The 12,531-nt window shown below is 63.7% G+C and carries 16 protein-coding genes; 9 read left to right on the top strand and 7 right to left on the bottom strand.

Annotation, left to right across the window (positions count from 1 at the left end):
• Positions 1 to 37 precede the first annotated feature (37 nt).
• From hemB to V7650_RS07435, 3 genes are read left to right on the top strand one after another with little or no spacing between them, the layout of a single operon-like run.
• On the top strand, positions 38 to 1,039 hold the full coding sequence (gene hemB, locus V7650_RS07425) for a porphobilinogen synthase (RefSeq protein ID WP_335655618.1): 1,002 nt from the start codon (positions 38 to 40) through the stop codon (positions 1,037 to 1,039).
• Positions 1,032 to 1,601: a GNAT family N-acetyltransferase gene (locus V7650_RS07430; protein WP_335655619.1), complete on the top strand. Its 570-nt coding sequence runs from the start codon at positions 1,032 to 1,034 to the stop codon at positions 1,599 to 1,601. The genes hemB and V7650_RS07430 overlap by 8 nt, the downstream gene beginning before the upstream one ends.
• A complete protein-coding gene (locus V7650_RS07435; RefSeq protein WP_335655620.1) occupies positions 1,598 to 2,155 on the top strand; it encodes a gamma carbonic anhydrase family protein in 558 nt (185 codons plus the stop codon). Before V7650_RS07430 ends, V7650_RS07435 begins: the two co-directional genes overlap by 4 nt.
• Positions 2,156 to 2,165: 10 nt before the next feature.
• Here V7650_RS07435 and V7650_RS07440 read toward each other — a convergent pair whose 3' ends face one another.
• A complete protein-coding gene (locus V7650_RS07440; protein WP_335655621.1) occupies positions 2,166 to 2,480 on the bottom strand; it encodes a PilZ domain-containing protein in 315 nt (104 codons plus the stop codon).
• Between the two features lie 94 nt (positions 2,481 to 2,574).
• A complete protein-coding gene (locus V7650_RS07445) occupies positions 2,575 to 3,087 on the bottom strand; it encodes a hypothetical protein (protein WP_335655622.1) in 513 nt (170 codons plus the stop codon).
• A gap of 219 nt (positions 3,088 to 3,306) precedes the next feature.
• Here V7650_RS07445 and rplU point away from each other — a divergent pair, with 219 nt between their 5' ends.
• From rplU to V7650_RS07460, 3 genes are all read left to right on the top strand, one after another.
• Positions 3,307 to 3,822, top strand: a complete 516-nt coding sequence (gene rplU, locus V7650_RS07450; protein ID WP_335655623.1) for a 50S ribosomal protein L21 — start codon at positions 3,307 to 3,309, stop codon at positions 3,820 to 3,822.
• 3 nt (positions 3,823 to 3,825) lie between these two features.
• Positions 3,826 to 4,095 carry a 50S ribosomal protein L27 gene (rpmA, locus tag V7650_RS07455; protein WP_335655624.1) on the top strand — a complete coding sequence of 90 codons (270 nt, stop codon included), beginning with the start codon at positions 3,826 to 3,828 and terminating at the stop codon, positions 4,093 to 4,095.
• 194 nt (positions 4,096 to 4,289) lie between these two features.
• Positions 4,290 to 4,841: a GNAT family N-acetyltransferase gene (locus V7650_RS07460; protein WP_335655625.1), complete on the top strand. Its 552-nt coding sequence runs from the start codon at positions 4,290 to 4,292 to the stop codon at positions 4,839 to 4,841.
• Here V7650_RS07460 and V7650_RS07465 read toward each other — a convergent pair whose 3' ends face one another.
• The 4 genes from V7650_RS07465 to lnt all read right to left on the bottom strand — a co-directional run bounded on the left by V7650_RS07465 (position 4,842) and on the right by lnt (position 9,520).
• A complete protein-coding gene (locus V7650_RS07465; RefSeq protein WP_335655626.1) occupies positions 4,842 to 5,819 on the bottom strand; it encodes a metal-dependent hydrolase in 978 nt (325 codons plus the stop codon).
• Between the two features lie 157 nt (positions 5,820 to 5,976).
• Complete coding sequence (gene trmB, locus V7650_RS07470) at positions 5,977 to 6,672, bottom strand: tRNA (guanine(46)-N(7))-methyltransferase TrmB (RefSeq protein ID WP_335655627.1); 696 nt, start codon at positions 6,670 to 6,672, stop codon at positions 5,977 to 5,979.
• Between the two features lie 30 nt (positions 6,673 to 6,702).
• Positions 6,703 to 7,914: a methionine adenosyltransferase gene (gene metK, locus V7650_RS07475; RefSeq protein ID WP_335655628.1), complete on the bottom strand. Its 1,212-nt coding sequence runs from the start codon at positions 7,912 to 7,914 to the stop codon at positions 6,703 to 6,705.
• A gap of 67 nt (positions 7,915 to 7,981) precedes the next feature.
• A complete protein-coding gene (lnt, locus tag V7650_RS07480) occupies positions 7,982 to 9,520 on the bottom strand; it encodes an apolipoprotein N-acyltransferase (protein WP_335655698.1) in 1,539 nt (512 codons plus the stop codon).
• An 87-nt stretch (positions 9,521 to 9,607) separates the two neighbouring features.
• On the opposite strand from lnt, the gene V7650_RS07485 reads away from it, so the two are divergent.
• Both V7650_RS07485 and V7650_RS07490 read left to right on the top strand, forming a co-directional pair.
• Positions 9,608 to 10,297 carry a hypothetical protein gene (locus V7650_RS07485; protein WP_335655629.1) on the top strand — a complete coding sequence of 230 codons (690 nt, stop codon included), beginning with the start codon at positions 9,608 to 9,610 and terminating at the stop codon, positions 10,295 to 10,297.
• Positions 10,287 to 10,727, top strand: a complete 441-nt coding sequence (locus V7650_RS07490; protein ID WP_335655630.1) for a VOC family protein — start codon at positions 10,287 to 10,289, stop codon at positions 10,725 to 10,727. The genes V7650_RS07485 and V7650_RS07490 overlap by 11 nt, the downstream gene beginning before the upstream one ends.
• 221 nt (positions 10,728 to 10,948) lie before the next feature.
• Here the strand turns inward: V7650_RS07490 and V7650_RS07495 are convergent, their stop codons facing one another.
• The gene (locus V7650_RS07495) at positions 10,949 to 11,545 is read right to left on the bottom strand and encodes a TetR/AcrR family transcriptional regulator (RefSeq protein ID WP_335655631.1); all 597 of its coding nucleotides are present in this window, start codon (positions 11,543 to 11,545) and stop codon (positions 10,949 to 10,951) included.
• 67 nt (positions 11,546 to 11,612) lie between these two features.
• Between V7650_RS07495 and V7650_RS07500 the strand changes: the two genes are divergently transcribed.
• Positions 11,613 to 12,512, top strand: a complete 900-nt coding sequence (locus tag V7650_RS07500; RefSeq protein WP_335655632.1) for a metal-dependent hydrolase — start codon at positions 11,613 to 11,615, stop codon at positions 12,510 to 12,512.
• The last annotated feature ends 19 nt before the right edge of the window (positions 12,513 to 12,531 follow it).

Below are 12,531 nucleotides of genomic sequence, written 5' to 3' on the forward strand. Positions count from 1 at the left end.
AGTTGAGCGCCGCCGTCCGGTCGGCTAAGCCCTGCCCATGACACAGCAAGCCGCCTATCCGCACACAAGATTGCGCCGCACGCGCACCCATGGCTGGAGCCGCGAGATGGTCCGGGAACACCGCCTGTCCCCGGCGGACCTGATCTGGCCCCTGTTCATCACCGAGGGTGAAGGCGTCGAGGATCCGGTTCCGTCGCTGCCCGGCGTGTCGCGCTGGTCGGTCGACGGCATCGTCGAGCGGGCGCGGGAAGCCCGCGATCTCGGCATCCCGTGCATTGCCCTGTTTCCCAACACGCAGGCCGACAAGCGCAGCGATGACGGCAAGGAAGCGCTCAACCCCGACAATCTGATGTGCCGCGCGACCCGGGCGGTCAAGGACGCGCTGGGCGACGATATCGGCATCCTGACCGATGTCGCGCTCGATCCCTACACCAGCCACGGCCAGGACGGGCTGATCGACGACCGCGGCTATGTCGAGAATGACCGGACGCTCGACATGCTGGTCAAGCAGGCGCTGAACCAGGCCAATGCCGGCGCCGACATCATCGCCCCGTCCGACATGATGGACGGCCGGGTCGGCGCGATCCGCGACGTGCTGGAACTCGCCAACCACCATAATGTCCAGATCATGGCCTATGCAGCCAAATATGCCAGTGCCTTCTACGGCCCGTTCCGCGACGCGGTCGGGTCGGGCGGCCTGCTGAAGGGCGACAAGAAGACCTACCAGATGGATCCCGCCAACGGCGACGAGGCGCTCCGCGAGATCGCCCTCGACATCGCCGAGGGCGCGGACAGCATCATGGTCAAGCCGGGCCTCGCCTATCTCGACATCATCTACCGCGCCAAGTCGCAGTTCAGCGTACCGGTCTTCGCCTATCAGGTGTCCGGCGAATATGCGCTGGTCAAGGTCGGGGCCGCCGCCGGCATCGGCGACCATGACGCGCTGATGATGGAGAAGCTGATCGCGTTCAAGCGCGCCGGCTGCAGCGGTATCCTGACCTATTTTGCCGCCGATGCGGCGCGCCTGATGCATGGCTGAGAATTCCCCGGATATCGTGCTGGAAACCGACCGGCTGCTGCTGCGCAAGTGGCGCAAAAGCGATGTCGAGCCGTTCATGGAGCATCTCAACACCCGCAACGTGATGCGCTGGCTGGGCGGCGTCCAGAACCAGGAAAAATTCGACGCCGCGATTCTGCGACTCGAGGGATATGACCGCGATTTCGGCCACACCTTCTGGATCGTCGAGCGCAAGTCCGACGGCGAAATACTGGGATTCTGCGGGCTGAAGCGGCTCAATGCGCCGCAGCCCAAGCTGACCGGCGCGCACGAGATCGGCTGGCGCCTGCGCGAGGATGCCTGGGGCAAGGGCTATGCCCGGGAAGCCGCCAGCGCCTGCATGGAGGCCGCCTTTGCCCGCTGGAACGCGCCCTTCGTGGTCGCATTGACCGTTGCCGGCAACGAACCCAGCTGGGGCTTGATGAAGCGGCTGGGTATGGTCCATTGTCCGGAACTCGACTTTCACGATGCCAATTATGGCGAAGACCTGAACCCGACCATTGTCTACAAAATCACTGCTGAAGACTGGAATGCAAGACCATGACCGACCCCCTTATCCTGCCGTTCAACGGCAAAAGCCCGAAAATCCACCCCAGCGCCTTCATCGCGCCGGGTTGCAAGATCATCGGCGATGTCGAGATCGGCCCCGAATCGAGCGTCTGGTACAATTGCGTGATCCGGGCCGACGTGAATTTCATCCGCATCGGCGCGCGCAGCAATATCCAGGACGGCACCACCATCCATTGCGACAGCGCCACGCCCGCCACGCCCAACGGCAATCCCACGATCATCGGCGATGACGTGCTGGTCGGCCATATGGTGATGCTGCACGGCGCGACGCTCGAGGACCGGGCCTTTGTCGGCCTGAGCACGACGGTGATGGACGGATGCGTGATTGAGGGCGATGCGATGCTTGCAGCCGGTGCCATCCTGACGCCGAACAAGCGCATCCCGACCGGCCAGCTGTGGGCGGGTTCCCCCGCCAAGTTCATGCGCGACCTGCCGGAACAGGCGATCGCCGGCATGCGGCTGGGCGTTGCCCATTATGTCGAGAATGCCAAGGCGCACAAGGCGGCGCTCGAGGCGGCGGGCCAGTAGCCGGCGCCGTTTACCGGGCCTGCTTGACGATATGCTCCAGAACGGCGGGATATAGGGAGCGGTCGAACTTGCAGCCGTAGGTAAAGCCGGATTTCCACTGGACATGGGCCGGCAGCATTTCGAGTCCGGGAATCATCACGAAAATGGCGGTGCCGACATCCAGCTCGGCCGGACATTTCACCTGGAAGCCGGTGGTCGAAAGATCCCGCATCGCGCTTTCGAAGAAGCTTCGGTCGCGCGGCTTGATCTTGACGGGGCAATGCACAACCGACCGATCTCCCGAACGGCGGCGTTCCCAACCGCCAATTCCACTGTTTCTCTGCACAAATTTGACCCGCGATAGTTAGATTGGGCCGTGCCTCTAACGAAAGCGGCGCCTGCGGATATAAACATAGGTTAACTTTCCCGCGCAGCGGGCGTTAGCGGAGCCTGCCCTTGAGACCGTCAATCGCGGCCTGCTGGTCGGCCACTTGCTGCTCGACCTGGCGCTGCTGCGCCATGATCGCCGCGCTGCCCTCGCTCGGAGCGTCCAATTCGGACTCGAGCTGCTGCAGGTAAAGGCGGTCAATATCGGCGAGGGCCTCGACCGACGGGCTGCGCTCAATCTCGAGCGCGGCCAGCTCCATCTGCGCGACAACCCATGATTCGCTCGACTCGGCGGACCCCCGTGCGGCATCGACCCGGCTGCGGACGCCCGGCAACCGTTCGAGAAACAGGTCATGCGCCGCGCGGCTTTGTGCGACCGCCGCGTCGAGCTTGAGCTGGGTCGCAGTCGGCAGCGGTGCGAGCACCGGTGCGGCCACGGCCGGCTCTTCGATCGGCTGGTCCGTCTCATAGGGACGCTTCTGCAGCGACGGAAAGTCCCCCTCCTGCATCGCGCAACCGGACAGCATGGCCGTGATGATCATCACCGAAGCGGAGAGTTTTTTCATTGTCCTGTCCTTACGAGAGGCTTATCCGCTCTGCAACGGCGAATCTCCACCGGCTAGGCGGAGCATTGCCTGACCGGCCTGCCTGGCCAGAAATTGCCTTAAGCTGGTTGACAGCGCCAGCCTCATCGGTTAGCTGCCCACTCTTTCCAGCGTGAGCCGAAGGACTCGCGTTAACGGTCTTGTGCGCTGGAACCATAAATTTGAAACGGAAACATAGCCATGTTCGCAATTGTGCGCACCGGCGGCAAACAATATCGGGTTGCCGCAGGAGATATTATCGCAGTCGAAAAACTAGCCGGTGAAGCTGGTGATTCGATTACCCTGGACGACGTTCTGCTGGCCGGCGACGGCGACGACATCAAGGACGTCAAGGGCCTGACCGTCTCGGCTGAAATACTCGGACAGGAAAAAGGCGAGAAGGTTATCATCTTCAAGAAGCGCCGCCGGCATAATTATCGCCGCAAGAACGGCCATCGCCAGCAGCACACCGTGCTGAAGATCAGCGCGATCGGTTCCGAAAAGGCGCCGAAGAAGGCTGCTCCGAAGAAGGAAGCCGCTCCGGCTGAAGAAAAGCCGGCCGCAAAAGCCAAGGCAGCTCCCGCTGACAAGGCTCCGGCCGAAAAGGCACCGGCGAAAAAGGCCGCTGCGAAAACCGAATCGAAACCCGCCGCTGCCAAGAAGGCACCAGCGAAGAAGCCAGCCGCCAAGAAGCCGGCTGCGAAGAAAGAGGACTAAACCATGGCACATAAAAAAGCAGGTGGTTCATCCCGCAACGGGCGCGACTCGGAAGGTCGTCGCCTGGGCGTCAAGAAATTCGGCAGCGAAGCTGTTGTCGCAGGCAATATCATCATCCGCCAGCGCGGAACCCGCACCCATGCGGGTCGCAATGTCGGCATGGGCAAGGATCACACCCTTTTCGCGCTCATCGACGGCAAGGTGGAATTCCACAAGGGCAAGCTCGGCCGCAAATATGTGTCGGTCGACGCCATGGCGGAAGCCGCAGAATAACCGGATAATCGATAAAGGGTTATCCACCAGTGGATGACCCGGCAGGTTCGACAGAACCGTCAATTTCAGGGAGAGGGTCATCCTCTCCCTTTTTTTTATCTCCCTGTCGGAACGTCACGGTCTTGTAACGGTAAACCCCTAGCGGGCTAACCAGTGAAGACGGGGGCGTCGCAAATTGACAATGGAGAGTCCCGATGTTTGCCGTTACCCCGAGATTGTTGCTGAGACCCGGCTGGCCCGAAGATGCGGAAGCGCTGTTCGCCACGATCAACGATGAAGCAATTGTCCGCAATCTGGCGCGCGCGCCCTGGCCCTACCGGCTGGAGGATGCCCGCGCGTTCCTGTCACTGCCCACGGACATCGCCAGCCCCCGCTGGCTGATCTTCAGCCGGATCGGTGGCCCTCCGACCCTCGTCGGATGTATCGGCCTCGATACGCTGGACAATGGCGATGCCGAACTGGGCTACTGGATCGACCGGTCCTTTTGGGGTCGCGGCTTCGCCACCGAAGCCGGCATGGCGGTGCTGGAGAATGCCCGGACATTGGGCCACAGGCGCCTGGTCGCCAGCCATTTTGCCGACAATCCCGCCTCTGCCTCGGTGCTGCGCAAGCTGGGATTCCGGCCGACCGGCGAAACCGTGGAACGGTTCAGCCGCGGCCGTGGCACCAGCGTGCCGGCGAACGGCTATGCGTGCCTGCTGGAGGATGAGCAGGACAGCGATCTCATGCGACCGCTGGCCGCCTGATCAGGCGACTTTCCGCAGCGGCTCGGCAGGCAGCGCCTGACCGCCGGCATCCGCCACGACCATGATCGCCGCCTCATATTCGCTTTCCGCCAGCCGGATAAGGGGGCGGTCGTCGATATCCCAGGGATGGAAGCCGGGCTTGAAGAACTGCAGCAGCGGGCCCAGCGTCCGCCGGAATGGCGCCTTGGCGACCAGCGCATAATGGGCCAGCCCGAACCAGGCCCGCGGCCCGGAAATGCCGTCCTGCCGCAACAGGTCGAGAACGCCCTTGGCGCGGTTCTTGGTAAAGCCCAGCGTGATCTTTGCCATGAAGGCAGACCGCACCAGCCAGCATTTCAGCGGATGCCAGTCCCTCGTCACATGCAGCCAGATATCGAAGGCCACGCCCTTGTGCTCGACTTCCTCGGACGCATGCCACAGCCACAATTTGCGCTGCTCGCTATCGGCCTCCTCAAAATGCGACGGGTTCGAAATCACCTCAGCCGCCAGGATCGCGGTAATATGCTCGATGCACATGGTGGCCACGAGATGCGCCATTTCCGGTTGGGCGCGGATGCCGTTGACGACATCGTCAATCGTCCGCTCGAGCCGGCTGATATCGAAATCGCAATCCTTCAGATGTTCGTTGAAGCAGTGATGCTCGCGGCTGTGAATGGCTTCCTGCTGGATGAACGCGCGAATCTCCTGCTGCAGTTTCGGCGGCACCCGCTTGCGGAATTTCTTGACCGACTCGATGAAGAACAGCTCGCCGGCCGGAAAGGTGACGGACAGGGCGTTGAAAAAGGCGGAAGCGAAAGGATCGCCGCCGATCCAGCGGCGGCGATCGATCACCGCGCTGGAAAAATTGCGGTTGCGGGGACGGATATTGAGGTCATCGGGGGTGGCGCTTTTTCTGCACCCTTGATTGTCGGCCGCTGCATCAGCGGTAGTCGGAGCAATGTCCATATCTGCCGGTGTACCTCCCAGTACTGAATCCATTTGTGCGACCAAATTTGATCGGTCAGGGATAGACAAGGAAGGTTAAATTTCGGCCACCCGGGATGCTTTACAGGGATGGTGAACAAGAGGTAAATTTGACCGGAAACAGCCGGAAACCGGGCAATCGGACCATTAACAATATTGTGCAAATTTCGGTTTATTTGCGCTGGTAGCGAAAATACCAGACATCGTGGCCCTGCCGCCGCGCCTTGGCCTCGTAGCGCGTTTCCGGCCAGCCGCCCGGACGGTTTTTCCAGTCGTCGGGACTGGCGCACAGCCAGTCAAATTCGCTGCGCTGGCCCATGATCATGCAGGCCCATTCCAGATAGACCGGATGATCGGTGCCAAAGCGGAATTCCCCGCCCGGCCTGAGCTTGGCCGCGATCAGGTCGAGCGGCCCGTGATTCATGAACCGCCGTTTCGCATGACGCGCCTTCGGCCATGGATCGGGATGCAGCAGATAGACAAAGCTCAGCGTCCCGTCGGGAATGCGCTCGAGCACGTCGAGCGCATTGCCCATGTGCAGCCGGACATTGCCGAGATGCTGGTTGCGGACGTGCTGCAAGGCGCCGACCACGCCGTTGAGATAGGGCTCGCAGCCGATGAAGCCGTGATCGGGCAGCATGTCGGCGCGGCTGGCCAGATGCTCGCCGGCGCCAAAGCCGATTTCGAAATGCAGCGGTTGGTCAGCGCCGAACAGCGATGCGGCCGTCACCGGCCCCTCGGTCGGCACGGCGATCTGCGGCAGCAGCTTTTCGACCAGGTCGACCTGCTGGTCGCGCAGGGCATGGCCCTGACGCCGGCCGTAGAGCTGGCGAATTGTGGTCGGATCGCCGTCCTTGTAGGCGGTCATAGGGGCACCCCGATCGCTGGCATATTGCCGTCAGATCGCGGCCTTGAGCGCGTCCACCAGATCGGTCTTTTCCCAGCTGAACAGGTCGCCGTCCGCCTTGCGGCCGAAATGGCCATAGGCCGCGGTCGGGCCGTAGATCGGCTTGTTCAGACCGAGATGGGTGCGGATGCCCTTGGGCGTCAGGCGCACCAGCTTCGGCAAGATCTCTTCCAGCTTCTCTTCGCTGACCTTGCCGGTGCCGTGCAGGTCGACGTTGATCGACAGCGGCTCGGCCACGCCGATGGCGTAGGACAGCTGGATCGCGCAGCGCTTGGCGAGGCCGGCGGCGACAACATTCTTCGCCAGATAGCGGGTGATATAGGCGGCCGAGCGGTCGACCTTGGTCGGATCCTTGCCGGAAAAGGCGCCGCCGCCATGCGGGCTGGCGCCGCCATAGGTGTCGACGATGATCTTGCGACCGGTCAGGCCGGCGTCGCCGTCGGGGCCGCCGATTTCGAAACGGCCGGTCGGGTTGACGTGGATCACCGTCTTGTCGGTGATGAAGCCCTCGGGCAGCACCTGGTGGAACACGCCCATCACATAGTCGCGCAATTCCTGGTACAGCGCCGGATTGTCGCTGTCCTTGTAATAGCCCGGTGCGTGCTGGGTGGAGACCACCAGCGCGATCGCCTCGACCGGCATTTCGTCGACATAGCGCAGGGTCACCTGGCTCTTGCTGTCGGGTTCCAGAAACGGCGCCTTGCCGCTGTGCCGGTCGTCCGCCATCTGCTTCAGGATGCGGTGCGAATAGTGCAGCGTGGCCGGCATCAGGTCGGGCGTCTCGTCGCTGGCATAGCCGAACATGATGCCCTGGTCGCCGGCGCCCTCGTCCTTGTTGCCGCTTTCGTCCACGCCCTGGGCGATATGCGCCGATTGCGGGTGGAGATAATTTTCGAAGACCAGGTTCTCCCAGTGGAAGCCGTCCTGCTCGTAGCCGATTTTCCGGACCGTTTCGCGGACCACCGCCTCGATTTCGGCCTGCGCGCCCTCGGACCAGGTGCCGTCGGTATCGATCATGCCCTTGCCGCGCACTTCGCCGGCGAGCACCACGCGGTCGGTGGTGGTCAGCGTTTCGCAGGCCACCCGCGCTTCCGGATCCTTGGACAGGAACAGATCGACGATGGCATCGGAAATCTGGTCGGAAACCTTGTCGGGGTGACCTTCGGAGACCGATTCGGAGGTGAAGATAAATTCTGAACGCATGATAAATTCCTGTTTTTGACCAGAAAGAGGCTGGCCGAGGTGACATAAGGAAAAGTTTATATGCGCTTTAGCGGCCGCGCGCCCGAATGGCAATGGCGGATAGCAGCAAAACCAGCGCCAAAAGCAGCGGCAGGATATTGCCATAGCGCGCGAAAAGCGTCGGCGCCTGCGCTGCCGGCAGGCTGCTGTCGATCCGGCCGGCCTGTGCCATCGGCACGCTGGCGCGGACCGCGCCCGTGGCGTCGATCACCGCCGAGATGCCGGTCGGGGTGGAGCGGATCACGGGCAGTCCTTCCTCGATCGCCCGCAGCCGCGCCTGGGCCAGATGCTGCGGCGGGCCCCAGCTACCGAACCAGGCGTCGTTGGAAGGGTTGAAGATGAAGTCCGGCCGGTTGCCGCGATCGACCACCTGTCCGGAAAAGATGATTTCATAGCAGACCTGCAGCCCGGCCTTGCCGAACGCGCCGAGGTCGAGCGAGCGGGCACCGGGCCCCGGCCAGAAATCGAAATCGCCGGGCGCCAGCCGCGACAGGCCGATCGCCGACAGCAGCGGCCGCATCGGCAGATATTCGCCATAGGGGACGAGGTGCGACTTGTCGTAGCGGCCGAGCAATTCGCGGTCGGCGTCCATCGCGAAGACGCTGTTGCGCGCACCGACCGCGCGCCCGCCGGCCGCGTCAAATTCCAGCTTCAGCGCGCCGAGCAGCAGCACGTCGCCCGGTCGCATCAGCGACGCCAGCTGCTGGCGAATCAGCGTCGGCGGCCGGCCGTAATAATAGCGCGCCGGATAGCCGGTCTCGAGATAGTCGGGGATCGCCGCCTCCGGCCAGAAGATGATCCGCGGCCGGTCGTCCTCGCGCAGCGTCAGCTGCGCCAGCTTGGTCAGATTGCGGTCCTCATAGCCCGCCTTCCACTTGTCCTGCTGGCCGATATTGGGCTGCACCACGGTGATCAGCGGCTGGTCGGCGGCAATCGCGCCGACCGCCCGGGGCGGGATCAGCGACAGGATCGCAAAGCCCAGCACCAGCGGCAATCCGGCCCGCCACTGTCTGCGCGCCAGCAGCCACAGCCCGCCGGCCCCGGCAAACAGCAGCACCGAGAGGCCGTAGGAGCCGATCAACATGCTGAAATCCGGCATCCGGCCAAGCGGCAGCACGATCGTGCCGAGCGGGCTCCAGATGAAGCCGCTGAACACCCAGCTGCGCAGCCATTCGGTGACGATCCACATGCCCGCCAGCGCGATCACCAGCACCAGCGGCCGGCCCTTGCCGATCCACCAGCCGCCGAGCGCGGCCAGCGCCGGATAGACCGCCAGATAGAGCGACAGCAGCACAACCGCGACAAAGCCCAGCCATTCCGGCATCGCCGCCTGGAAGGTGAAGGCCTTGGCGATCCAGTTGAGGCCGACGACAAAATGGCCCAGCCCAAACAGCCAGCCGCTGAACAACGCTGCCTTGCGGCTTGCCCCCTGCATCAGCACCGCGAGCCACAGTGCCAGCGCCAGCACCGTCAGCGGCCACAGATTGAGCGGCGCAAAGCCGGTTGCGCTCACCCCGCCCGCCAGCAGCGAGATGATATGGGGATGGCGGGTGATGATTTGCTGCAATTTGGACACCGGCGGCTTTTGCCGCTTTCGGTGCAGCCATTCAATTGCTAATTGCCGAAAGCGCGATTTGCTTGCTACTATCGTGCGATGAACCCTCTGCCCATCCTGATGCTGGCCCTGCTGCAGCCGGCCGCCGCCCCGCCCGTGCCGCTGGACGCGGGCCAGAAGCGCGACCTGTCCTGCGTGGCGATCCTCGCGATCATCGCCTCGGAACAGGAGCGCGGCGTCGAAAGCGCGCTGGCCTATCCGCTGCTGACCGAGCGCGGCGCGACCTATGCCGGGCTGGTCGGAGAGCGGATCATGGCCGACACGGGCCGCAGCCGCGAGCAGGTGCGCGAAGCGATACTGGCCGCGGTGGCCGCCCAGCAGGCGATGGCGGCCAGCGCCGCCGATCCGGACGAGTTGCTGCGCAGCGAAATGGCCGCCTGCCTGCCGCGGCTCGACGCCGCCGTGCCGCCCAAGCCGAAACCCGACCTGACCCAGTGCGCCGGCATGCTGCAGCTCGCCTATGAGCAAGTCTACAGCCGCGAGGGCCTGTCCAAGACCGCGCAGGATCTCAAGACGCTGGCCGCGGTGCTGGACAGCCGCGCCCGCGACCGGATGCGCGCCGAAGGACTCAGCGGCCAGGAGAGCGACATCATGCTAACGCAGGGCCGGGAGGCGATGCTGGCCGATGCGAGGCAGCGCGAGGCGCAGGGCCTCGGGGCCGATCTGGATATCGACCATTGTTTCGTTCTCGCCGCACCAGAGGAAAAGCAGCCGCGCAATGAACACTGATTCCGGCCCGACGCTCCGCCCCTTTCACCTCGCCTTTCCGGTCGATGATCTCGATGCCGCGCGCGCCTTTTACGGCGACCTGATGGGCTGTCCTGAAGGCCGAAGCGACAGCCACTGGATCGACTTCAGCCTGTACGGGCACCAGATTGTCACCCATCTCGACCCGGATTTCGCGGCCCGGCCGCTGGTCAACCCGGTCGATGGCGAACAGGTGCCGGTGCCGCATTTCGGCGTCGTCCTGACCATGGCCGACTGGCAGGCGCTGGCCGACCGGCTGGCCGCTGCCGGCGTCGCCTTCGTCATCCCGCCCACCGTCCGCTTTCGCGGCCAGGTCGGTGAGCAGGCGACGATGTTCTTTCAGGACCCGAGCGGCAACGCGCTGGAATTCAAGGCCTTCGCCAGCGACGACAAGCTGTTCGCCAAGGGCTGATTGGCCACATTCGTCATCCTGAACTGGTTTCAGGATCTCCATCGGCCCTGCACAATCTATCGGGATCCTGAAACCAGTTCAGGATCACGAGAGCGGGATGGTTTGCTGATGCGCTTGCCCTGGTCGTTCATCCTCAGCCGCTCGCAGGACGCCTTAATTCTCCCTTCTCCCGCGAGGGAGAAGGGATCAGCTATCCCGCTCCGTCTGCCGCGCTCGCCGCCCTAGCCTTCGTGTTCGCTTTTCCAGCGATCGAGCGCGCCGACCAGCTGCCGCTCCGCCATGTCGCGGGCGGAATCGCGGGCGAGGCCCAGCGAACCGGACAGGCGGTCGCCGATCAGCGCGTCGCCCAGCGCCATCAGCACCAGCGTCAGCGTGTCCTCGTGCATCTCGCGGTCCTCGTGCCCGCCCTCGCCGATATCGTCGACCAGCGCGTGGATCGCATCGACGATCGGGTCGAGCGCGTCCTCGTTGCCGGTCAGCATCATCCACGACCAGAGCGCGGCCGCCCCCTGCTTGTCAAACGCGTCAAAGGTCAGGTCGACGATGTCGCGCACCGACCCCTCGCCGGTCCGCGACTTGAGGATCGCCTGGCCGATGGTCCCGCAAACTTCGTTCGACAGATAGGCGGCCAGCGCCTTCTGCAGGCCGGAAGCGGAACCGAAATGGTGCAGCAGATTGGCATGGGTCCGGCCGATCCGTCCGGCCACGGCCTTGAGCGTCACCGACTGCGGACCGGTTTCGATCAGCAGGTCGCGCGCGGCGCCCAGCGCCATGCTGCGGCTTTCTTCCGGGGAGAGACGTCGTTTCGCTATTGACATTTGTGTAAGTAGCCTTATTTTCAGTGCTGTTAGCTATAGTCTGCATTTCACAAAATGGAAGTATCGGATGAATATGCACAGCGCCGTCAGCGGCGAACCCGCCCCGATCGATACGCCGACCCCCGTCGGCCATGAAATCACCCCGCGCGACCGCCGGTTCGGACGGGAAACCGGACTGGGTCCGGACAAATATTGGCAGAACGGCGACCCGGTCGCGACCGCCTTCTACAATTGCCTGTCGCTCACCTTCCCGCGCGGCGAGGCCTTCTTCATCGAAAGCGTCAAGCAATTCCGCGACCGCACACCGGCCAAGCTGCAAAAGGAAATCCGCGCCTTCATCCAGCAGGAGGTGATCCACAGCCGCGAGCATCTGGCGTTGAACCGGCGGGTCGAGGAACAGGGCTACGACACCAGCCGGATCGAGCAGCGCGTCACCGAATCACTGGAGATGACCAAGGGCCGGCCGAAGATCACCAATCTCGCCGCCACGATGATCCTCGAACATTTCACCGCGATCATGGCCCAGCAGTTTCTTGCCAACCCCCGCCACTGGCAGGATTCAGACCCCGAAACCGCCGATCTTTGGCGCTGGCACGCGCTCGAGGAGATCGAGCACAAGGGCGTCGCCTATGACACATGGCTTCATGCCACCTCCGGCTGGAGCCGCTGGCAGCGCTGGAAGGTGAAGGCGCTGATGATGCTGGTCATCACCCGCAATTTCTGGGGCAACCGCTGGAACGACACGCTCGACCTGCTTGCGCAGGACGGCATGACCGGATGGCGGGTAAAGCTGCGGCTGCTGAAATTCCTGCTGGTGAAGCCCGGCATTGCGCGGGCGATCATCGTCCCGTGGTGCAAGTTCTTCCTGCCCGGCTTTCATCCGTGGAACGAGGACGACCGGCACCTGATCCGGCGCGCCGAGAGCGACTATGAAGCGGCCGTCACCGGACGCCCTGCCTCCGCATAGCAACGGGGTCAGGACGGCA

The sequence above is a fragment of the Parasphingorhabdus sp. genome (genome assembly GCF_036964565.1).
GTDB lineage: Bacteria > Pseudomonadota > Alphaproteobacteria > Sphingomonadales > Sphingomonadaceae > Parasphingorhabdus.